Raw genomic sequence first — 21115 nt, 5'->3', positions numbered from 1 at the left:
GTCAGCTCCTTCATGGGGGACAGCGCCTGTATGAAGTGAAGCTTTCATTCGGAAAAGCAGGAAGATACGATATTATCCATCGGAAAATAGGATGGATAAATGCGCCCCTTCGACCTCGACCTGCTGCAAACGCTCGTCGCCATCGCCGAAACAGGCAGCCTGTCGGCAGCGGCGCCACGGGTCCACCGCTCGCAATCGGCCGTCAGCGAACAGATGCGCAAGCTCGAGCAGCATTGCGGCGTGACTTTGCTGGTGCGCGGCAAACTCGGTGCAAGCCTCACGCCGGCGGGCGAGCGCCTGGTCGTGCATGCGCGCCGGCTGCTGGCGCTCAGCGAGGAAGCTTTTCGCGATGTCCTGGGCATGCCACTTGCCGGCGATCTGCGCCTGGCCATCACCGACTATTTCCGCCCGGCGACGATCACGCTGCTGCTCAAGCGCCTGCGCGAGCGCTATCCGCAACTCAGGCTGCATGTCGCCACCCGCCAGAGCCTGATGATCGAGAGCCGCCGCGACTTCGACATCGGCCTGTCCATGCGCCTTCTCGACGACGACACGCCGGGCGAGGACGGCCGCATCCGGCTCGGCCGCGAACCCCTGTCGTGGGTGGCCTCTCCCACCCTTGCGCTCGATGGCAGCCAGCGCCTGCCGCTGGTGGTGCTTCCCGAGGCCTGCGCGCTGCAGCGCCTGATCATCCGCACGCTCAACCAGGGCGATATCGACTATGAGATCGCCCATTCGGCTGCCGGGGTCGCCGGCCTGCATCTGGCGCTCGCCGCCGGCCTGGGCGTGGCCTGCCTCAACCGTTCCGCCATACCGGCTGGCATGGCCATTCTCGACGCCGGTTTCGGCCTTCCGGCCATGCCCGACATCGAATTCTCCATCCTGCCGCCCCAGGCCGGCGAATCGGCCCTGGTAACGGAAGTCCGCCATTTGCTGGCCAAGGAGCTTGCCTGATCGCCTCGGTGCTCTAGACGCGAAGAGGGCGGCCTTTCAGGGAAGGCCGCCCTCCGAACGCACAGCTTGCAGGTTGAAGGTGCCCTATTTCTGCGCACCCGGCCCGAAGGACTGGCCGTTCACCGTGACCTTGCGGGCGAGACTGTCGAAGTCGATATCCCAGGTCAGCCGGCCATCCGGCCCGGTCTTCGCCAGGCCCTTCAGGAAGGCGATGCCCATGGTGGCGCGCTGCGGCCCGGGGTCGGAGCCACCGGCCTTGCCGAGAGCGGCGGCGACCCCATCCAGATTGGAGGTAGAGACCGTCGCCTTGCCCTGCTGGGCGGGCAACAGTGAGGTTTCCCCCTGCCCCTTCACATCATAGGCAGGCGCCGTCAGGCTCTGGCCGAAGGTGAGCTTGGGCTGGTTCGCCAGAAGCAAGGGCATCAGCACCGCTTTTAACGCGTCGGCCTGGGCAGGTTTTGCATCGGTGCCAGCCTCGATCATCTTGCCGGCGATCGTCTCGAGATCGAGCCCTGTCAGGTTGAAATCGAGGGTAGCTTTTTCCGGCACCAGGGACTTGGCCCAGTCTGGCATCATGCCGTCCGGCAGGACGAGGCCGCTCATGGCCAGATTCAGGCCGACATTGCCTGTCTTCACCAAGCCGTTCGAGGCGAGATTGGTATCAACCGAGGCAATCTTGATGATGCCCTTGGGCGTCCCCACCGTCATGTTGTCATAGCGGATCTGCGCCGTCAGCGTTTGCCACAATGGCAATACGGCCTTCAGCTTGGCCCGCGCCTGCTCCTGGGCCGCCTTGCCATTGTCGCCAGCCTTGCGGGCCGCGAAATAGGCGAGGGCCTGCATGAACTGCGGGCTGCTGAAGCCACTGGCTACGAAGGTCTCGTGCACGCGATCGGCGCGCAGCACCATGGGAGGGGCAGGGTTGGCCGGATCTTTGACGGTGACCGTCTCGACGAGGTCCAGGAGGTCGCCCGTCATGTTCAGGTCCGTCTTGCTGGCATCCCCCACCTTTCCGGTGATGGTGAAATCGATCTTGCCGATGCTAGCGTCGATGTCCTCGATGGGCGAGCGCATCGTGAAGACGGCCGACTCGCAGCTCATTGTTTGATCGGTGAATTGCACGGCCTTAGGGTCGAAAATGCCCTTTCCGATGCAATTCTTCAGGCGCTGGACCAGTTCGCTCTGAGGGCCGGCCTTGGCCGATTTGTAGACGAAATCGAGCGAAGGCACCGTCTGCTCGAAGACATATTTGCCACCTCCCTGCGGCGTAAGGCGGGTGGCAAGCGGACCGAAGCTGAATTGTGCACCGTCAGCAGGCAGGCCGAGCTTGCTGCTGCTGAGATCGTAGACGAGATCGTAGCTGTCGCCATTGGGCTTGACCGTGACAATACCCTTCTCGATCACTTTCGGGCCAAGATAGCGAGCAATCTCTTCTCGGATCGCCTTGGCTCCCTGCTCGGTGGCAGGTTCTGCCATTGCCGGCGGCGAGACCAACCCGATCAGCGCGACGCTCACCAGCATTGCCTTGCGCGCAACACGGTGCTTACGCTCAGATTTCTTCAAGAAAGTCATAAAATACCCGGTCTGCTGCATGGAAGATCCCCGTCTCCCTATGCCATAACCCGATGCGCGCCGCCTGTGAATTTTTGCTGCAGGCCACCGCATGAGACCCGTTCACCGCCCCTCTCGAGCACAGTTTACAATTCCTCCAACTATTTGACATGCCTCTGTCATGTCGGTGGCCAAGAAGGAGCGCAATTCAAGCCGGAGAGTCGCCATGCGCTTCATCGAAAGACCTTTGTCCCGCCGCCGCTTCCTGACCGCAACCGCCGCAACCGGCCTTCTCGGTGCAACGGGTTCGCTGGCGATGCCGGGGGTCTCCCGTGCCGCCGATCGTCCCCAGGTTACGGCCGGCCTGCAGTCGGGCGACGTAGCCGGCGACAGAGCCGTGCTGTGGTCGCGCACCGACCGCCCAGCCAATGCGATCTTCGAATGGTCGACCACCGAGAGTTTCAAGACCGTGAACCGGCTGCCGACGGTGACGGCCTCCCCCGAGACGGACTACACCGTGAAGATCCTGGCGGAAGGCCTGCCGGCGGACCAGGAGATCTTCTACCGCGTGCGCTTCCAGGATCTCGCCCATACCGGCGTCGAGAGCGAGGTCGTCACCGGACATCTGCGCTCGGCTCCGGCCGGGCTGCGTGACGTCTCCTTCGTCTGGTCCGGCGATACCGCCGGCCAGGGCTGGGGCATCGATGCCGACCGTGGCGGCATGAAGATCTATTCGGCCATGCTCAAGCACAACCCGGATTTCTTCATCCATTCCGGTGACAACATCTATGCCGACGGCGTGATCAAGCCCGAGGTGAAGCTGCCTGACGGCACCATCTGGAAGAACATCGTCACGCCGGAAAAGTCCAAGGTCGCCGAGACCCTCGACGAATATCGCGGACAGTACAAATACAACCTCATGGACAAGAATTTCCGCGCGCTCTATCAGCAGGTTCCTGTCATCACCCAGTGGGACGACCATGAGGTGACCAACAACTGGTCGTCCTCCAAGGACCTGCTCAGCGACGATCGCTACAAGGAAAAGTCGATTGCGGCCCTGGCGGCGCGCGCCGCACAGGCCTTCCACGAATATATGCCGATCGCCACCACTTTGGCCGAGCCGCGCCGGGTCTATCGCAAGATCCCCTATGGCCCGCTGCTCGACGTCTTCATGCTCGACATGCGCACCTATCGCGGCCCCAACGGCGACAATCTGCAGGCCACGGAAGGTGGGGAAGCCGCCTTCCTCGGCGCCGAGCAGCTTGCCTGGCTCAAGCGCGAACTCGCCAACTCCAAGGCGACCTGGAAGGTGATCGCCGCCGACATGCCGCTCGCTCTGGTGGTGTGGGACAAGGCCGACCAGAAGAAGGGCTTCGAAGCCGTCTCCAACAACGACAATGGCAAGCCGCTCGGCCGCGAGCTCGAATTCGCCGATCTCCTGCGCTTCATCAAGGCGGCCGGCGTGAAGAACACGGTGTGGCTGACGGCCGACGTCCACTACACCGCCGCCCATTACTACAACCCGGACAAGGCGGCTTTCCAGGACTTCGATCCCTTCTGGGAGTTCGTCTCCGGCCCGCTCCACTCGGGCACCTTCGGCCCGAACGACCTCGACATGACCTTCGGGCCCGAGCTCAAATATGTGAAGGCGCCGGAAGGCGGCCAGCAGAACCTGTCGCCCGCGGCCGGCCTGCAGTTCTTCGGCCATGTCGCCATCGCCGCCGACACGCGGGTGATGACCGTCACCTTGCGCGACGCCGCCGATGCCTCGCTCTGGTCGACCCAGCTCGAGCCGAAGCTCGGCTGAATGTCATCCCGCACGCGGTGCAGCATGCAATGCTGCGCCGCAGATGCGGGACCGCATCGAGATATGGCCTCATCCGACTTGCGATCCCGGACGTGCGCTGCATCACTTCGTGCTGCAACGCGTCCGGGATGACAATATCGATCACCCCCGCGCGTAAAGATCGCGATAGGTCGTCTGCAGCACGTTCTTCTGGACCTTGCCCATGGTGTTGCGCGGCAATTCGTCGACGAAGAGCACGCGCTTGGGCTGCTTGAACTTGGCGAGGCGCCCTTCCAGGGTCTGAAGGATCGTTCGCTCCTCCACGGTGGCGCCGGGCTTGCGCACCACGATGGCCGTCACGCCCTCGCCGAAATCAGCATGCGGCACGCCGATGACGGCACTCTCGAACACGCCGGGAATGCCATCGATTTCCGTCTCGACTTCCTTGGGATAAACGTTGTAGCCGCCGGTGATCACCAGGTCCTTGCCGCGTCCGACGATGTGGACATAACCCTGGGCATCGATCTTGCCGAGGTCGCCGGTGATGAAGAAGCCGTCGGGCCGGAATTCCGACTTGGTCTTTTCCGGCATGCGCCAATAGCCCTTGAATACGTTGGGGCCCTTCACCTCGATCATGCCGATCTCGCCTTGCAGCAAGGCCTCGCCCGTCTCGGGTTTGGTGATGCGCAGCGAGATGCCCGGCAGCGGCATGCCGACCGCACCAGCCACGCGCGCCCCGTCATAGGGGTTGGAGGTGATCATGTTGGTTTCGGTCATGCCATAGCGTTCGAGGATGGCATGGCCGGTGCGCGCTTTCCATTGCTCATGGGTCTCCGACAGCAGGGGCGCCGATCCCGACACGAACAGCCGCATATGGGCGGTCGCCTCGGCCGTCAGGCTCTCCTGCTGAAGGAGGCGGACATAGAAGGTCGGCACCCCCATCATACAGGTTGCTTCGGGCAGGTGGCGCAGCACCTCCGCCGCATCGAAGCGCGTCAGGAAGATCAGCGAGGAGCCTGCCATCAACGTGGTGTTGATGGCCACGAACAGGCCATGCGTGTGGAAGATCGGCAGGGCATGCAGCAGCACGTCGGCCTGGCTGAAGCGCCAATAGGCGGCCAGGGTAACGGCGTTGGAAGCCAAGTTTCCATGCGTCAACATCGCACCCTTGGAGCGCCCGGTAGTGCCAGAGGTGTAGAGCAGCGCCGCCAGATCGTCCTCGCCGCGCGCAACGTCGTCGAAGGCTTCCGGCGCGCTCCTGGCTGCCTCGGCGAGCGAGCCGTCGTCACGGCCTCCCAGGGTTGCAACGGCAGCGCCGAGCCGGGTGCCGATCTCGCCCAGTTCATCCGCCTTCTCAGGCGCACAAACCAGCAGGCGCGGTTCGGCATCGCCGACGAAATAGTCGAGCTCCGCCTTGGTGTAGGCGGTGTTGAGGGGCACGAACACCGCGCCGGCGCGCAGGCAGGCAAGATAGAGAAACACCGCCTGTGGGCTCTTCTCGACCTGGACGACCACGCGGTCGCCGGTCTCGACCCCGTAGCCGCGCAGGGCGTTGGCATAGCGTCCCGACCAGGCAAGCACGGCGCCATAGTCGAAGCCGCTGCCGTCGGAGAGGGTCAGGAAGGGTCTCCCCGCTTCGGGCATCCGGGAACGGATCAGGCTGAACAGATGGTTCGACACGCAAATTTCCTCAGGGATTGGGACGAGGTCGCGGGGCCGGATCGGCGCTGCGGGTGGGTGGTGGCAGGGCCGGTACGGCTGTCTTGCGACGCACCGGCTTCGTTTCCGTAGCTTTCAGAAGCTTGCGCACGGCCGGGCTCGCGGCGATCACGCCCTGATTGGCGAAGGCCTCGTGATTGTCTTCGATGGCATCGAGATCATAGAGATAATTGACCATGAGACCGCCGGCCTGGCGCAACCCGTTCGGCGAGACGTCACCCCGCCAGTTGATGCGTTCGAGGCGAGCGCCATTGCCCAGATGGAACCGCGCCACCGGATCGATCGGCGCACCCGATGGTGTCCGGGCCACCAGGAAATAATGGGCGGCGGCCGCGAGTTGCGCTTCACGCATGGCCTCTGCCGGCCCGGTTCCCCCGTGCTCCGCAGGCCGGAACAGCCCCTCCAGCACCGTGAGGTCGGCCACGCCTGGAATATGCGGCTCCTCCTTGGCGAGTTCCCGCTTCAGCCAGCCCATGAATCCGGGAACCGGCGACAGGGTGACGAAACTCTTCAGCTTTGGCAGATCGCGCCGGAGTTCCTCGACCACCTGCTTGATCAGGAGATTGCCGAAAGAAACGCGACGCAGGCCGACCTGGCAGTTGGAGATCGAGTAGAACACCGCCGTGGTCGCATCCTCGGCCCGGATCGGCTTGCGCTCGAGGGCGAGCAGCGGCGCGATGGTCGCCGGTATGTCCTGCGTAAGGGCGACCTCGACGAACACCAGCGGCTCGTCCGCCATCTGCGGATGGAAGAAGGCGAAGCAGCGCCGGTCCGAAGGCTCCAGCCGGCTGCGCAAATCCTCCCAGCTATGGATGGTGTGCACGGCCTCGTACTGGATGATCTTGGCCAGGATGTTCGCCGGCGTCGTCCAGTCGATCCGCTTCAGCATCAGGAAACCCCGGTTGAACCAGGACGAGAACAGATGGGCGAGATCCGCATCGAGAGCCTCCAACTCCTCATTGTCAGGCAGGCTGGCGAGGACGTCCTCGCGCAGGCGCACCAAGGCGGCCGTGCCGCCGGCGGGGCGGTTGAGCCGGCGGAAGAGCTCCTGCCGCCTCGGCTCGGCAGCGGCGCTGAGTTCGGCCATGGTCCGGGGAGACTTGTCACCGAGATAGGCCTCTATCGCCGCATCCAGGCGCGGCTGATCGGCGCCGAAGTCCTCGGCCAGCGCCGCCAGATGGCGGCGGCGATGCTCGTCATCGGCCGCAGCATAGGCATCGAGCCATTGCTGCGCTAAGGCGACGCCGGAAACCTCGCCCCGGCCGGTCAGCAACGCATTGCTGAGAGCCAGCAGATCGGCCGATCGCACCTGGGATGAGGGGCGGTCGAGGCCGATGAGGCCCCTCCCCCGTTCGGCGACCGCTTCCAGGAATTCCTGCAGGAAGTTTCTGCTCATCGCTGTTCACCATACCCTGTCAATGGATTACCCCATGATCAGATCGGGCAGCCAGGTGGCGAGGCCGGGGATCAGACAGGCCAGCACCACCGCCACCGCCATCAATCCGACGAAAGGCAGTGTACCGCGCATGATATCCCCGAGCGGGATATCCGGCGCGATATTCTTGATCACGAAGATGTTGAGCCCGACCGGTGGATGGATCAGGCCCATCTCCATGACGATGGTCATCACCACGCCGAACCAGATCAGGTCGAAGCCGGCCGCTTTCAAGGGCGGCAGGATGATCGGCGCCGTCATCAGGATGATCGAGACCGGCGGCAGGAAGAAGCCGAGGACCACCACGAAGAGCAGGATCGCCGTCAGCAGCAGCCATTTCGACAGGTTCAGGCTGATGATCCAGGCTGCCGCCGACTGGCTGATCTGGAGATAGCTCATCACATAGGAATAGAGCAGCGACATGCCGATGATCATCAAGAGCATGGTCGATTCCCTGAGCGTGCCCGAAAGGATCGGCATCACCTTGGAAGGCCGCCAGATGCCGTACATGGCCGAGATCACCACCAGGGCCAGCACGGCGCCGACGCCGGCGGTCTCCGAGGGCGTCGCCCAGCCGGCATAGAGAACCACCATCACGCCGGCGAGGATGGAGACGAAGGGCACCACCCAGCCGACCATGCGAAGCTTTTGGGCGAAGGAGTAGCTCTCCTCGTGCAGGATGGCCGAACGAACGCCGGTGCGCTCGGCCTGGACCAGGGCCTGCCGCTTCTCCTTGCGGTAATGCAGCATCGCGTAGATGGCGAACATCGTCATCAGGAGCAGGCCCGGGCCGATTCCGGCCAGAAACAGCTTGCCGAGCGATACCTCTGCCGCCACCGCATAGAGCAGCATGGTGACCGAGGGCGGCAAGAGGATGCCGAGCGTGCCACCGGCCGCAATGATGCCGGCGGCAAAGCCGCCTGAATAGCCGCGGGCCCGCATCTCTGGGATGCCGGCGGCGCCGATGGCCGAACAGGTGGCGGGCGAGGAGCCGGCCATGGCAGCGAACAGCCCGCAGGCGACCGTGTTGGCCACGCCGAGCCCACCAGGAATGCGATGGAGCCAGGCATGCAAGGCCGAATAGAGATCCTTGCCGGCGTTGGAACGACCGATCGCCGCCCCCTTCAGGATGAAGAGCGGGATGGCAAGGATGATGACATTGGCCAGTTCCTCGTAGAAATTCTGCGCCAGCGTGTCGATCGAGGCGGCCGGCATGAACAGGATCATGAAGGTCAGCGCCACCACCCCGAGGGCGAAGGCGATCGGCATGCCCGAGAACAGCACGATCAGCGTCGCAGTACAGTAGGCAACGCCGATGCCCCATTGCGGCAGGCCGGTTAGTAGCGGCAGGGGTGGGCGCGACCACAGGGCGAAGGCGAGCACGGCGAGCAGCACGATGATGCACACCGGCAGCGATCGTTCCGCCACCTGCAGGGCGACCTGCGCAGCCAGCAGCACCATGCCTGCCGTCAGCAGGGAATAGGGAATCCACAAGGGTGGGCCCCAGGCCGAGTGCGAAGTCTGCTCGTCCACCCAGGCTTCATGGAGGAGCGAGCCCGATTTCCAGGCGAACAGCACGCAGAAGAACAGCACCAGCGCATCGACGACCAGCCGCCTGGTGCCGGCGGTCGCCGGCAGCCAATGGTCGAGGATGTCGATCCCGACATGGCCGCGTACCGCCTGCACCGAGGCCGCCGACAGGAAGATGGCACCGGCGATCAGGTAGATGGTGACTTCGTCCTGCCAGAGCACGGACTGGCGCGTCACATGCCCGGTGATGACGCCGAAGGTGAGGACCACAGCCGCCGCCAGCAGAGCCACGGCCGAGAGCCGAAAGGCGACGGCGTTGACAGCCCCGAACACCCGCCGCACCGCTCCCGCCTGTTCCGCCGGGCGGGTTTCGTCGGCGGCGAGAATGGCGTCGTGCTGGATCGAGCCGCCCATCTCACGCCACCTTCTGTGCTAGCTTCAGCAACTCCGCGGCCTCGCTCGAGCGCGCCGCATAATCCTTCCAGGAACTGGCCTCGGCGACCTTGCGCCACTCGGCGAGGTCGGTCGCGCTGAAATCGGCGACTTCGACACCTTTGGCGGCATAGACCTTGGCGACCTCCTCGTCGTCGTGCTGCGCCTGCTTGGTGGCCCAGCCTTCCATTTCGATGCCGACATCCAGGAGCGCCTTCTGCTGATCGGCAGGCAGGGCGTCGAAGATCGTCTTGGACATCAGCAGCGGTTCGAGCATGAACCAGAAGGAGCCTTTTCGCGCCGAGGTCAGCGATTTGGCGAGTTCCTCCAGGCGGAACGAAATCAGGCTGGTCGACGAGGTCACGGCGGCGTCGAGCGCACTGGTCTGCATGCCGATATAGATTTCGTTCGAAGGCATGGTAGAGACCTGCGCCCCGGCGGCGGTGAACATCAGATCCATTTCCCGGCTGCCGCCACGGATCTTCAGCCCCTTGGAGCTGTCGGGCGTCAGCACCGGCTTGCCGCGCGAGGCCACGCCGCCGCCCTGCCAGACCCAGGCGATGATCTTGATGCCCTTGGCCTCCAGGATGCCGGAGAGCGCCTTGCCGATTTCGGCATTCTTCCAGGCGGCGCCCTGCTCATAGCTCGTCACCAGGCAGGGCATCAGGCCCAGATTGGTGGCATGCAATTCGCCCCCGGCATAGGCGACGGGAAACAGCGACATGTCCAAGGCGCCGCGCCGCATGGCCGAGAACTGCGCATTGGTCTTCATCAGCGAGGCATTGGCGTAGACGTCGAATTTCAAGGCGCCGCTGGTGCGCTTTTCCACCTCGGCGGCGAAGATGCGGCAAAGCCGATCGCGAAAATCCCCCTGCTCGACGGTGCCGCCGGGAAACTGATGCGACATCTTCAATGTAGTGGCGGCGCGGGCTTCCCCGGCCGACCGGATGATCAATGGCGTTGCAAGTGCGGCAGTCAGGATCTGCCTCCGGGTAAGCGACATCTGCCTCAAGGCAAGCGACATGGCGATTTCCTCTCATCCATCCGAGGCTGGCTGGTTCCGCCTGCGGTTGCATTCACCATTATTGCAGTTTTGAAACAGTTACAATAAAATTGTATACAAGTTTTGCGAGATTGACTCCATCACCTTGAGAGTCGTACGAAATTGCGGAGGATATCGGCCATGAGCGAAAAACCCGCGACCCGCCTGCGCAACCAGATCGAAGAAGAAATCGCCACAGGGGTGTCCAAGCCCGGCGACAGGCTCGACGAGGTCTCGCTGGCGGCCAGATTCGGGGTGTCGCGGACGCCGATCCGCGAGGCTCTCCAGCAATTGGCGGCTGCCGGTCTGGTCGAGATCCGCCCGCACCGTGGCGCCATCGTCAGCGCCCCCGATCCCAAGCGCCTGATCGACATGTTCAGCCTGATGGCCGAATTTGAGGCGATCTGCGGGCGCCTGGCCGCCCGCCGCCTGCTGCCGAGCGACGAGGCCGCGCTGGGAGAGACGCTTGAAGCCTGCCGCAAGGCGGCCGACAGCGGCGACATGGACGTCTATTACTACGAGAACGAACGCTTCCACCGCGCCATCTATGTGGCCAGCGGCAATGACTTCATCGCCGAGCAGGCCATCGCCCTGCACAAACGCCTCGCTCCCTTCCGCCGCCTCCAGCTCCGTGTACGCAACCGCATGCGCACCTCGCTGGCCGAGCACGAAGCCATCGTCGACGCCCTGCTGGCCGGCGATAGTGCCCTCGCCTCCACACGCCTCTATGATCACGTCGCGGTGCAGGGCGAACGTTTCACCGATCTGATCGCCTCGCTCAACCGCGCGGCTGCGGAATAAGAAAACCTCGCACTACAAATCAGGTGCTTTGAAGCCGCCACTCGCCGACAAGGCTGCCTTGGCCTGTCACCGCGACCACCTTCTTCATTCTTCATATTATTCATACTATTGTCACGGGCCGTCTCTATGAAGCATCTCATCGAGCAAGCACCCGGCCATCCTACCCATCGGACCGGACGGATGGCATCGAGGCAGCCTGCTCGTGACCACGCTTAGTGACCACCGATAGGAATTCTTACTCAGCCCGCTATTTCGCCGAGATCACATCATCCGCACCGCGGATGCCGGTACATGTCTTCAAGCCAATGCCTTGATTGTACCTGACACGCGCCAGTCCGAGTTCATCTGTACTGGCGCGTCTCCTCCAAATCCTCGCCAATATCCAGGGCCGGGCTGTTGCCGCCGCCGGCCGGGACACTTCGTCATAGCCGCATTTTCGCACGTCATCGCCGGCCGCAAGGCCGGCGGGCGCCGCTGTGCACTCACAAGAACCTGCCCCGAGAGATCGAGACCATGCCTGCCACACCGTTTGATACGTCGAGCAAACCGCCTGAGAAGACTACCTTCGCTCCCATCGCCTGTGCCGGACTCCGCCCTTGGCTCAGCAGAACCGCATGGCCATGCCTCGTCGGTCTGTCGATGCTCGGTGCCACCAGCCTGCCCGCGCTGGCGGTGGAACCCTGGATCATGGTCGAGAAATCACTGTTCTCGGGCGTCGATGCCTCACGCGGCCAGGGCGTCACCACCGACGGCACCAATTGGTATTTTTCCGGCACCAATGCCCTGGAAATGACCAACGGCTCCTTCGATCCGAAATTGCTGGTTACCTCAGCCATTCCGGATGCGCTGAAGAATCCCTCCCAATATTCCGATATCGGGCTCAACCATATCGGCGACATCGACTATGCCGACGGCAAGCTCTACATCTCTTTGGACACGAGCAACCGTTCGCCGACCACCAATGGCAAATATGAAAGGCCGGTCTTCGCGATCTATGACGCGAAAACACTGACCTATCTCGGCCAGGCTTTTCCGCTCAATCCTCCGCATGGCACGCATGACATCGCCAGTTGGGTGGCCGTCGACGCCAAGAACGGCGTCGGCTACGGCATGGCCTATGAAAATGCAACGGAACTCGCCGTCTACAACCTTTCAGACTGGTCGTTCCAGAAATACATTCCCCTGTCCCAGACCATCGATCAGGCCCAGGGTGGCAAGATCTTCAACGGCTGGATGTATTTTTCGACCGATAATGACCAGAAGCTGATCTATCGCGCCAATCTCGTGACCGGCCAGGTCGAGCTCATCGGCAATCTCAAGACCAATGGCGAGCAGGAAGTCGAAGGCCTGGTCTTCAAGAACACGCCCGACGGCTGGTCGATGCACATCCTGAATCGCGAGGAAGATCCGAACCATCCCGGCCAGACCGCAATCGGCTTCTACCGCTATGTGCGTCCCTACGGAAATGCGCTCTCGGGCGAGATCCATGCCGATATCAAGGGCGCCTTCCTCGAGGATAGCCGCTACCCACGCGATGCCGCCAACCGACGCCTGCGCTCGGCCTTCGGCGGTATCGCCGGAACGTCAGGCGGCGCGGCCATAGGCAACACCGACGGCATCGTCGTCTGGGGCACGCCCTTCGCCGCCACCGGCCGGGCCAAGGGTTCGGGCGACGCCGCCTCCTTCGACCGCACCAGCGGCGGCTTCATCGGCGGTATCGATGCACCGGTCGGGGACTGGCGCGTGGGCGTCCTCGCCGGCTACAGCCATACGAGTTTCGACGTCTCCGCCCGGACCTCCGACGGCTCCAGCAACAACTATCAGCTCGGCCTCTATGGCGGCACGCAATGGGGCCGGCTCGGTTTTCGTACCGGCGCCATCTATGGCTGGCATAATGTCGACACCAAGCGCGATGTCGTATTCCCGGCCTTCCGCGAAAGGCTTTCGGGGCAGTACAATGCTGCGACGGCACAGGCCTTCGGTGAGCTCAGCTATCGCTTCGATCTCGGTCGGAGCGCCTTCGAGCCTTTCGCCAATCTCGCTTATGTCCATCTGGACACGCAAGGCTTTGCCGAGAAGGGCGGCACCACAGCGGCGCTGACCAGCCAGAAGAGTTCGGCGGACACCGTTTACACCACATTGGGGCTCCATGCCTCGACCGGCTTCGACGTCGCCGGGACCACGCTGACCCTGCGCGGCACGCTCGGCTGGCAGCACGCCTTCGACGACGTGACCCAGAATGCGAAGCTCGCCTTCAACAATGGTTCGTCCTTCACGATAGCGGGCGCGCCGCTCGCCAAGGATGCGCTGGCGGTCGAGGCTGGCGTCGACATCGCGCTTGCGCCCAACACAACTTTGGGAGCCTCCTATTCCGGCCAGCTTGCCAGCCACACCCAGGGCCATGCCTTCAAGGTCAATCTCGACATGAAGCTGTGATCTGAAGGATACCGGCGCGGTGAGGATTGGACGAGGCAGCTTGGTCAAGGCAAGTTTGCCATGCCACCTCACCGCCATCGTCCCAAGCTGCTTATCCGCGGCGTGATACGCCGCTAACAGGAATAGAATGAAGAATGCAGCCTTTCCTTCCAAGGTTTCACCCATGAGCTCTCTGGGAGGGAACGCCACTGGCACCAGCCTCTATTCGCGCCTTCTCAACGACATCGGCCAGAGCATCGTGCGGGGCGACCTCGCCCCGGGCGATCAATTGCCGAATGCCGATGACTGGAGTGCCGCCCATGGCGTGAGCCGCACGGTGCTGCGAGAGGTCGTCAAGGTGCTCGCCAATAAAGGCATGGTGGAGATGCGCCCCAAGGTGGGCACGCGCGTGCGCGCCAGAGAGGACTGGAACTTCCTGGACCCCGACGTGCTGGTCTGGCGCTACGGGCCGAGAACCACGGCCGAGGAGGCCCGTTCCCTGTTCGAGCTGCGGCGCGCCATCGAGCCGATGGCCGCCGCCTTGGCCGCCGAGAGGGCGACCGATGAGCAGGTCGCGCAGTTGCGCCTCCTGCTCTCGCGAATGCAGCAGGCCGGCGACGACAGCGAACGCTTCGCCATACCCGATCTTGCCTTCCATCAAGCCATCCTGCGCATGTCCGGCAATGAGCTGATCGGCTCCCTCGCCGCGCTGATCGAGACCGCCTTGGTCATCAGCTTTCGCCTGACGGACGACAATCCCGAGGGCCAGAGCCACTCGCTCGCCCTGCACCAGGCGGTCGTCGACAACATTGCAAAGCGAGATCCGATCGCGACCGCCAAGGCCATCACCTCCTTGCTCGAGGAGGCGGAGGAGGACGTGAAACGCTCCCTGGTGGCAAGGCGCGAGCGGAAATCGTGATCGGCGACGACATCGACCGGCGGCATCGCTTCGCCCAGGACTGCGCCCGGCAGGCCGGAGCGATCGCGCGTCGCTACTTCCGCTCCGACGAGGCGCTGTCCAGCTTCGAAAAAGGCCGGCACGATCCGGTGACCCAGGCCGATTTGGAAATCGATCGTTTCCTGATCGATCAACTTGCCGGCGCGTTCCCGGCCGATGGCATACTGACCGAAGAAACCGGCGGCTCGCCCGCACGCCATCTGTGGGTCATCGATCCGATCGACGGCACGCTGAACTTTGCCCGCGGCATCGCCCACTTCGCCGTGTCGATCGCCTTTTGCGTCGACGGCAGGACGGAGAGCGGCGTCGTCTACGATCCGATCGCTGACGAGATCTTCAGCGCCCGGCGCGGCCAGGGCGCCTTTTGCAACGGGAGCCCCATCAGCGTTCGCACGACACGTGGTCCCTCCGATGCCGTTGTCGATGCGGGATATTCGCTTCGGCACCCCACCGCCGACTATCTCGGGCTGATCGGCCACCTCCTCGCAAACGATTATGCCTTCGTCCAGAACGGCTCGGCGGCGATGGGGCTCGCCCAGGTCGCCTGCGGCCGTATCGACGGCTTTTGCGAGCTCTCCCTCAAGAGCTGGGACGTGCTCGCCGGCCTGCTCCTGGTCGAGGAATCTGGAGGTTGGGCTCGCGATTTTCCGCGCGGACCTGGCCTGCTGCAGGACCACAAGGTCCTCGCCTGTACCCCGGCTATTCGCCAATCCCTGCAAGATCTCCTGCAGGCGGAACAGGCTTGGCCAGCGTGATCGCACCACCGCCTCAGAGGCACGGCGTTTCCTGCAGACGCAGCCATTGCACGGAGCCCTGTGCGTCACGCGTGAAGACGGCGGTCGATCGCCGCATGGTGGTCCCACCCGAGGCGCTCTCCTGCCGCTCGCGATAGGAGACGACGGCCCCGTCCTCGTTGCCGAGCAGCGTCTCCAGCTCGTCGATCACGATCCGCAATCCGGGCCGACTGCCGCGAGCCTGAATGAAGAAGGTTTGCAAGCCCTCATAGTCGATCTGCGCTCCTGAGAGGGTCACCATGGTGAAGGCAGGCGAGAAGCGCTCGAGCAAACTGGAGAAGTGCGTTTCATTTCCCTCTCCCGACAGCCACAGACGGATTTCGACACAGGTGTCGATGACTTCCTGGGCAAAGCAATCATGCATGTTTGTTCTCCCTATTCGGTTTCGGAATGAACCACATGGCCCAACAGGCGCCGGGCCTGGAGGTTCGGTAGCCGGAGAATCCCCGGCAGGGGCAGAAGCGAAAGCGCCGCGGCCGCGACAAAGGCATGGAGATAGGCCTGCGATGGCGCCGACGGGCCCAGTGTCCCCGTGAAGTTGCCGACGAGGCAACTCATCACCGCGACGCCGAGGCAGAAGCTCAACTGGCGATTGATGTTCCACAGCGCACTGGCCTGGCCCATCTGCCGATGCGGCACGTCGAGAAAGGCCGCACTCTGAGCCGCGCTCGAACACAGGCTGCCGCCGAACCCCATCGCGAGATAGGCTGGGATCAGCCAGTCACCACCGGCGCAGAGCAGCAGGATGCCCCCCGCTTGGACCAGCATCCCGGCCACGAGCAGGGGCACCGGCCCTGATCGGGAAATCGCGAGACGCGTGCAGGAGATCGCTGCGAAAGCCGCGATCGACCAGGGAATCATCAGGGCTCCCGTCTGGGAAGCCGTGAGGCCGAGCTCGCCCTGGAGATGGAGGGAGGCGACCAGGTTCACGCCAACGAAAACGCCGGGTACGCACAGATAGACGATGGCCGGTCCACGCAGCAGTGGTCGCGACAGCAGCCTGAGCTCCAGCAAGGGCTGTGACCTGCCCAAAGCGCGCCTGACATGCAGTGTCCCGGCCAGAATGGCGATGCCGATGGCGACGCTTGCGAGCCAGGCCTGCTCGCCTTCACCGAGCCAGGTCAGCCCGAGCAGAAGCGCGACAAGGGCGGTGATACTGGTCGCGAATCCGGAGACGTCGAGGGGACCTGGATCCTCCTGGCGCTCCGTTCTCGGCAGCCAGAGCTGCACGAGGCAGAAGGCGAGACCGGCCACGGGCAGCATGCCGATGAAGATCCAGCGCCAGGACAGGAAATCGACGGCGACGCCTCCGATCGCCGGCGACAGGGCGGGGACGATCAGGGCAACCATCATCACCAGGGATGTCAGCCCGGCGCGCTGACTCGGCGGATAGGCGCGGTAGGCCATCGCCTGCCCGACCGGGATCAGCGCGCCGCCTCCCAGTCCCTGCGCCAGGCGCCAGGCCAGCAAGGCAGCGAGGGACCCTGCAACAGCCGAACCGCCTGCCCCGAGCGCAAACACACCGAGGGATACCAGCAAGACCCGACGCTCGCCCCAGCGCGCAGCCATCCAGACGCCGAGCGGGATCACCACGGTCAGGCCGAGCATGTAGGCATTGCCGGTCCAGGCCAATTGCGCCGGGGATGCCTGCCATTCCCGCCCGAGAGCCGGATAGGCCGCATTGATGACGAACATGTTGGCGAGGTCGAGGCCGAAGCCCAGCAGGTAGACGATGGCAATTTTTGAACGAACCGACATGACCGACATGGAGAGCTGATGAACTGCCCCAGACCTAGCGATTGCCAATACGATAAATAAGTCGAATAATTGGACAATATTGGCGTATTATTTTTGACAATGGAGAACGAGTTTGATCAGCCTCGGCCGTCTCGAAATCTTCCGTGCCGTGGTGGAGACCGGTTCCTTTACGGCTGCCGCCACCCGTATCGGCCAGGCCCGCGCGGTGGTGAGCTTCAACGTCAAGCAGCTCGAAGGGGATCTCGGCATTCCCCTGTTTAGCCGCACCACGCGGCGCGTAGTGCCGACGGCGGCAGGCGAGCGTTTCTACGCGCGTTGCGTCGACATGCTGGAGACTGCGCGTCTCGCCATCGAGGAGGCGCGCGGCGAGCATGCGGATCTCACCGGAACCCTGCGCCTCACCACCACGGTGGAATACGGTCTGACGCGGATCGTGCCGGCATTGCAGGCCTTCATGCGCCTGCATCCGGCCCTCCGGGTCCAGATCGAGACGCATTCCCTCGAGACCGATCTCGTGCGCGAGCGTTTCGACGTGGCCATCCGCCTGGGAGAGCTGAGCCGGTTGCGCGATCTCGGCTACAAGGCCGTCCGCCTGGACACATTCGAGATGCGTCCCGTCATCGCACCCGACCTGCTTGCCGCATCGGGCCGAAAACGCATCGACACGCCCACGGCGCTCGACGACTATCCGCGGCTCGGGCATCGGCGTTTGGAGCAGGTGCCTGCCTGGGACCTGAAGGATAGTGCCGGTGGCAGCCATGCCTATCGGCCGGCAGGCGAACCATGCCTTCTCGCCGACAACGCTTCGATCCTGCGCGCCTTTGCCCTGCGGGGCGCTGGCTTTGCCCTGCTGCCGCAATGGCTCGTCCAGGACGATCTGGCTAAGGGGCGTTTGCTGGACGCATTGCCGGACTATCGCTTTCCCGCCCAGAATGTCTATGCGCTCTACCCGGCCGCAGGACAGCTGCCACGCAAGGTGCGCAGTTGGATCGACTTCGTGAAAGCCCATCTTGCCCGCTCTTCCGCTTCAGGCAGCGAACGGAGCGCATGAGGCGGCGGAAGGGCACGGCGACCGTGCCCTACATCGAGGGATGAAACGGTCGAGTTCGATCCCCACGGACTGGCGCGCCGACAACACGAATCCCGGAGATCGAAAAAACTTTGCGACGGACGGGAATAATTCCATGCGTCCCCAGGTCTGGTCACTCAGCGGAGGCACTGACAGGCAGTGCAACCGTCCGGCATGAGCCGTTGAACAGGAGTGACCAGAATGCTGAAGATGACGCGCCGTTCGGTGCTGGGTTCTGCGGCGGCAGCCGCAGCGTTCGGCCTGGCGGGAAAACTTGAATTCATAGCCCCTGCCCTCGCCCAGACGCCCGTCGAGCCCAGCATGGGCTTCTACAAATACAAGGTCGGATCCATCGAGGTGACGGCCATCTATGATGGCATTTGGCGCAAGCCCCACGACCCGACCTTCATCAAGAACGCATCGGTGGAAGATACCAAGGCGGCCTTGTCCAAGGCCGGCCTGACCACCGAGTTCATGCCGATCCCTCTCACGGTGGTCGTGCTCAAGGTCAATGACAAGTTGATCATGATGGATGCCGGCTCGGGTGTCGGACAATGGCAGGCCAATGCCACGCATCTACCGGCCAACATGGCCGCAGCCGGTATCGACTACAAGGCCATCGACACCATCCTGATCTCGCATTTCCATCCCGATCATGTGTGGGGGTTGATGGAAAAGGGCACCAATGCGCCCGTCTTCCCCAATGCGGAACTGATCGTCAGCGCCGCCGAATACAATTGGTGGACGGACCCGTCGCGCGTCGAGAAGCTGGCGGAAGGGCGGCGCCCCGCCGGCAAGCGCATCGTCGAAAACTTTCCGAAATGGAAGAACTGGAAGCTGGTGCAGGACGAGGCCGAAGTCGCGCCCGGCATCCAGATCCTGTCGGCGCCCGGCCACACGCCAGGACACTCCGTCTATCTCATGGGTTCCGGCAACGAGCAGTTCATGGTCTCGGCCGACATCATGTATGTGCCCGCTCTGCTTGCCCCCCACCCGGACTGGCAAGGCGCCTATGACCAGGATGGTCCGATGGCCATCGGAACACGGCGCAAGCTCATCGACCGGGTGATCGCCGACAACATCAGGATCTGCGGCTCGCATTTCCCATTCCCCGGCAGCGGCACCTTCGTGAAGGACGGCAATGCCTACGGCTTCACGCCGACCGCACAGCTCTGAAAACCGACATTCCGCCATCAGGAGAAAAACCATGCTGAAATATGCAGTCGCGACAGCGGTGGCCACGCTGGCACTGGCCGCGGTCACCACCACGCTGCTCTCGATACCCGCCTATGCCGTCGACAATATCGAATCCACCGACGCGCCGGACCTGACATCCGTCAAGGCCAAGATCGAAGCCAAGAACTATACCGGCGCCCTGGAGGAACTGCGGGGCCTGGCCGAAGATACCCAGCAGGCCGATGTCTACAACCTGCTCGGCTTCACGCTGCGCAAGACCGGCGACTACAAAACGGCGCTGACCTATTACACCAAGGCGCTGGAACTGCAGCCCGGTCATAAGGCCGCCCGAGAATATCTCGGTGAGCTCTATGTCGAGACCGGCGACGTCGACAAGGCCAAGATGCAATTGTCGGAACTCGGCAAGCTGTGTCCCCAGGGCTGCGAGGAACTCGAGGACCTACAGAAAGCCATCGACACCAAGGTGACGAAATGACGTGTGGGCCGGCAGGCGCCAACGCGCCTGCCGCCCTTTTTCGGTCGGAGGTGGCTGCGATGACTCAAATCAGCAAGATCAAGGCAGGACTCACCAATGCCGTGCTGCTCGCCGGCAGATTGCTGCTCGCCTTGATCTTCGTTCACGAAGGGACAACCCTGGCGATGCATTTCACGGGCACCGTCCAGGCCATGGCCGTGGTCGGCATCAGCGCCCCCATGGTCGTCGGCGTCATAGCACTGCAATTGGGGGCGGGCCTGGCCCTCGCTCTCGGCATTCTCGCCCGCATCGGCGCCATTCTGCTCGGCCTGTTCTGCCTCGCCACGGCGACGCTTTTCCATATGGACTTTTCAAGCCAGAACGAATTGCTGCATTTCGAGAAGGACCTCGCCATCGCCGGCGGCATGTTCGTCCTGTCGATTGCAGGATCCGGCAGCTTTTCATTGGATCGGTTGCTGCGGCAACTGCCCTCGCTGCCCAGTCCTTTGAGGCGGATCCTGTTCTAGGGCGACAGCCGTTTGATTGCGAACCCGGAATATCGTCATTGCGAGCGCAGCGAAGCAATCCAGATTTGCCGCATACCCAAGACCGGATTGCTTGGCTGCGCTCGCAATGACGTCTGCTTCACGGCGTGAACATGGAAGCGCGACTGCACTGCTAAAACGAAACGCATTCCCGCCGGGCCGCTTGCCGGCCGATCTCGCAACCCGCCTGTTCCCTCGGAGCGGCAAGTGCCGTAAACCCCGGACATCGGAATTGTGACTGGAATGACATGATGGTGAGCGTGCGACGTGTCCGAGGCCCGGCAGCCCTGTCGATCGTGGGGCGTAGCTTCCTCATCCTGGGCTTCGCCGGGCTGCTTGCCGCCCCGGTGCTCGGCATGAGCGAACGGCGCAGCCCTCGTACGGCCTCGGCCGCCGGCACCATCGTCTCGGTCAATCCCTATCCGGTCGTCAGTTTTTCGACACCGCAAGGCAGTGTCATCCGCTTCACCAACCTCGTGCGCAGTTCCCTCCTGCGCGAAGGCGACAGCGTGACCGTCGCCTATAATCCGGCCATTCCGACCGACGCCACGCTCGACGGCCTGCTCGGGCGCTGGTTCTTCACAGGCCTTGCCGCCTTGCTCGGCACGGCCTTTCTGTTGGTGGGCGGCCTCACGACCTTCATCGGCCGCAGGCGCACCGCCGGCAAGACTTGAC

General features: G+C 63.5%; 18 protein-coding genes and 1 pseudogene. 11 read left to right on the top strand and 8 right to left on the bottom strand.

The annotated features are described in order from the left end of the window. Nucleotides 1-99 precede the first annotated feature (99 nt). Nucleotides 100-954 carry a LysR family transcriptional regulator gene (locus ACN6KF_RS05670; RefSeq protein ID WP_434955899.1) on the top strand — a complete coding sequence of 285 codons (855 nt, stop codon included), beginning with the start codon at nucleotides 100-102 and terminating at the stop codon, nucleotides 952-954. An 84-nt stretch (nucleotides 955-1038) separates the two neighbouring features. Here ACN6KF_RS05670 and ACN6KF_RS05665 read toward each other — a convergent pair whose 3' ends face one another. After that, a complete protein-coding gene (locus ACN6KF_RS05665) occupies nucleotides 1039-2469 on the bottom strand; it encodes a hypothetical protein (protein WP_434955898.1) in 1431 nt (476 codons plus the stop codon). Nucleotides 2470-2731: 262 nt separating this feature from the next. On the opposite strand from ACN6KF_RS05665, the gene ACN6KF_RS05660 reads away from it, so the two are divergent. After that, on the top strand, nucleotides 2732-4312 hold the full coding sequence (locus ACN6KF_RS05660; RefSeq protein ID WP_434955897.1) for an alkaline phosphatase D family protein: 1581 nt from the start codon (nucleotides 2732-2734) through the stop codon (nucleotides 4310-4312). A 141-nt stretch (nucleotides 4313-4453) separates the two neighbouring features. Here the strand turns inward: ACN6KF_RS05660 and ACN6KF_RS05655 are convergent, their stop codons facing one another. The 5 genes and pseudogenes from ACN6KF_RS05655 to dctP all read right to left on the bottom strand — a co-directional run bounded on the left by ACN6KF_RS05655 (nucleotide 4454) and on the right by dctP (nucleotide 10431). Next, on the bottom strand, nucleotides 4454-5971 hold the full coding sequence (locus ACN6KF_RS05655; protein WP_434955896.1) for a malonate--CoA ligase: 1518 nt from the start codon (nucleotides 5969-5971) through the stop codon (nucleotides 4454-4456). Nucleotides 5972-5981: 10 nt separating this feature from the next. Next, nucleotides 5982-7406, bottom strand: coding sequence for a malonyl-CoA decarboxylase (locus ACN6KF_RS05650; RefSeq protein ID WP_434955895.1), 1425 nt, complete (start codon nucleotides 7404-7406; stop codon nucleotides 5982-5984). 27 nt (nucleotides 7407-7433) lie between these two features. Next, complete coding sequence (locus ACN6KF_RS05645) at nucleotides 7434-8777, bottom strand: TRAP transporter large permease (protein ID WP_434959619.1); 1344 nt, start codon at nucleotides 8775-8777, stop codon at nucleotides 7434-7436. Between the two features lie 96 nt (nucleotides 8778-8873). Beyond that, nucleotides 8874-9389, bottom strand: a pseudogene (locus ACN6KF_RS05640) (TRAP transporter small permease); the annotation flags it as partial. A gap of 1 nt (nucleotide 9390) precedes the next feature. Next, nucleotides 9391-10431, bottom strand: a complete 1041-nt coding sequence (gene dctP / locus ACN6KF_RS05635) for a TRAP transporter substrate-binding protein DctP (protein WP_434955894.1) — start codon at nucleotides 10429-10431, stop codon at nucleotides 9391-9393. A gap of 159 nt (nucleotides 10432-10590) precedes the next feature. Between dctP and ACN6KF_RS05630 the strand changes: the two genes are divergently transcribed. From ACN6KF_RS05630 to ACN6KF_RS05615, 4 genes are all read left to right on the top strand, one after another. Further along, the gene (locus tag ACN6KF_RS05630; RefSeq protein ID WP_434955893.1) at nucleotides 10591-11250 is read left to right on the top strand and encodes a GntR family transcriptional regulator; all 660 of its coding nucleotides are present in this window, start codon (nucleotides 10591-10593) and stop codon (nucleotides 11248-11250) included. 639 nt (nucleotides 11251-11889) lie between these two features. Next, complete coding sequence (locus ACN6KF_RS05625) at nucleotides 11890-13686, top strand: autotransporter outer membrane beta-barrel domain-containing protein (protein ID WP_434955892.1); 1797 nt, start codon at nucleotides 11890-11892, stop codon at nucleotides 13684-13686. Nucleotides 13687-13849: 163 nt separating this feature from the next. Beyond that, nucleotides 13850-14584: a FadR/GntR family transcriptional regulator gene (locus ACN6KF_RS05620; protein ID WP_434955891.1), complete on the top strand. Its 735-nt coding sequence runs from the start codon at nucleotides 13850-13852 to the stop codon at nucleotides 14582-14584. After that, nucleotides 14581-15378, top strand: coding sequence for an inositol monophosphatase family protein (locus tag ACN6KF_RS05615; RefSeq protein WP_434955890.1), 798 nt, complete (start codon nucleotides 14581-14583; stop codon nucleotides 15376-15378). Before ACN6KF_RS05620 ends, ACN6KF_RS05615 begins: the two co-directional genes overlap by 4 nt. 13 nt (nucleotides 15379-15391) lie before the next feature. Here ACN6KF_RS05615 and ACN6KF_RS05610 read toward each other — a convergent pair whose 3' ends face one another. Together ACN6KF_RS05610 and ACN6KF_RS05605 are read right to left on the bottom strand one after the other, a co-directional pair. Continuing rightward, entirely contained in the window at nucleotides 15392-15781 is a 390-nt protein-coding gene (locus ACN6KF_RS05610; protein ID WP_434955889.1) for a hypothetical protein, read from the bottom strand. An 11-nt stretch (nucleotides 15782-15792) separates the two neighbouring features. Then, nucleotides 15793-17175 carry an MFS transporter gene (locus ACN6KF_RS05605; protein ID WP_434955888.1) on the bottom strand — a complete coding sequence of 461 codons (1383 nt, stop codon included), beginning with the start codon at nucleotides 17173-17175 and terminating at the stop codon, nucleotides 15793-15795. Nucleotides 17176-17287: 112 nt separating this feature from the next. On the opposite strand from ACN6KF_RS05605, the gene ACN6KF_RS05600 reads away from it, so the two are divergent. The 5 genes from ACN6KF_RS05600 to ACN6KF_RS05580 all read left to right on the top strand — a co-directional run bounded on the left by ACN6KF_RS05600 (nucleotide 17288) and on the right by ACN6KF_RS05580 (nucleotide 21114). Next, nucleotides 17288-18226 (top strand): LysR family transcriptional regulator, encoded by a 939-nt coding sequence (locus ACN6KF_RS05600; protein ID WP_434955887.1) that lies wholly within the window; start codon nucleotides 17288-17290, stop codon nucleotides 18224-18226. 219 nt (nucleotides 18227-18445) lie between these two features. Next, nucleotides 18446-19420: an MBL fold metallo-hydrolase gene (locus ACN6KF_RS05595; RefSeq protein WP_434955886.1), complete on the top strand. Its 975-nt coding sequence runs from the start codon at nucleotides 18446-18448 to the stop codon at nucleotides 19418-19420. A 31-nt stretch (nucleotides 19421-19451) separates the two neighbouring features. After that, nucleotides 19452-19916, top strand: a complete 465-nt coding sequence (locus ACN6KF_RS05590; RefSeq protein WP_434955885.1) for a tetratricopeptide repeat protein — start codon at nucleotides 19452-19454, stop codon at nucleotides 19914-19916. A 59-nt stretch (nucleotides 19917-19975) separates the two neighbouring features. Further along, the gene (locus ACN6KF_RS05585) at nucleotides 19976-20422 is read left to right on the top strand and encodes a DoxX family protein (RefSeq protein ID WP_434955884.1); all 447 of its coding nucleotides are present in this window, start codon (nucleotides 19976-19978) and stop codon (nucleotides 20420-20422) included. A 278-nt stretch (nucleotides 20423-20700) separates the two neighbouring features. After that, nucleotides 20701-21114 carry a DUF3592 domain-containing protein gene (locus ACN6KF_RS05580; protein WP_434955883.1) on the top strand — a complete coding sequence of 138 codons (414 nt, stop codon included), beginning with the start codon at nucleotides 20701-20703 and terminating at the stop codon, nucleotides 21112-21114. Nucleotide 21115 lies beyond the last annotated feature (1 nt).

It is taken from the genome of Labrys methylaminiphilus subsp. lupini (genome assembly GCF_051161885.1).
Taxonomy (GTDB): Bacteria; Pseudomonadota; Alphaproteobacteria; order Rhizobiales; family Labraceae; genus Labrys.
Note: the sequence above shows the minus strand (reverse complement) of the source record. Positions and strands in the feature narration are given on the sequence as shown.

What these genes read in the sequence shown, in the direction of transcription:
- ACN6KF_RS05605 (WP_434955888.1), bottom strand. Translation starts at nt 17,175, where the DNA reads ATGTCGGTTCGTTCAAAAATTGCCATCGTCTACCTGCTGGGCTTCGGC.
- ACN6KF_RS05595 (WP_434955886.1), top strand. Translation starts at nt 18,446, where the DNA reads ATGCTGAAGATGACGCGCCGTTCGGTGCTGGGTTCTGCGGCGGCAGCC.
- ACN6KF_RS05625 (WP_434955892.1), top strand. Translation starts at nt 11,890, where the DNA reads ATGCTCGGTGCCACCAGCCTGCCCGCGCTGGCGGTGGAACCCTGGATC.
- ACN6KF_RS05585 (WP_434955884.1), top strand. Translation starts at nt 19,976, where the DNA reads ATGACTCAAATCAGCAAGATCAAGGCAGGACTCACCAATGCCGTGCTG.
- ACN6KF_RS05620 (WP_434955891.1), top strand. Translation starts at nt 13,850, where the DNA reads ATGAGCTCTCTGGGAGGGAACGCCACTGGCACCAGCCTCTATTCGCGC.
- ACN6KF_RS05610 (WP_434955889.1), bottom strand. Translation starts at nt 15,781, where the DNA reads ATGCATGATTGCTTTGCCCAGGAAGTCATCGACACCTGTGTCGAAATC.
- ACN6KF_RS05650 (WP_434955895.1), bottom strand. Translation starts at nt 7,406, where the DNA reads ATGAGCAGAAACTTCCTGCAGGAATTCCTGGAAGCGGTCGCCGAACGG.
- dctP (WP_434955894.1), bottom strand. Translation starts at nt 10,431, where the DNA reads ATGTCGCTTGCCTTGAGGCAGATGTCGCTTACCCGGAGGCAGATCCTG.
- ACN6KF_RS05660 (WP_434955897.1), top strand. Translation starts at nt 2,732, where the DNA reads ATGCGCTTCATCGAAAGACCTTTGTCCCGCCGCCGCTTCCTGACCGCA.
- ACN6KF_RS05590 (WP_434955885.1), top strand. Translation starts at nt 19,452, where the DNA reads ATGCTGAAATATGCAGTCGCGACAGCGGTGGCCACGCTGGCACTGGCC.
- ACN6KF_RS05630 (WP_434955893.1), top strand. Translation starts at nt 10,591, where the DNA reads ATGAGCGAAAAACCCGCGACCCGCCTGCGCAACCAGATCGAAGAAGAA.
- ACN6KF_RS05670 (WP_434955899.1), top strand. Translation starts at nt 100, where the DNA reads ATGCGCCCCTTCGACCTCGACCTGCTGCAAACGCTCGTCGCCATCGCC.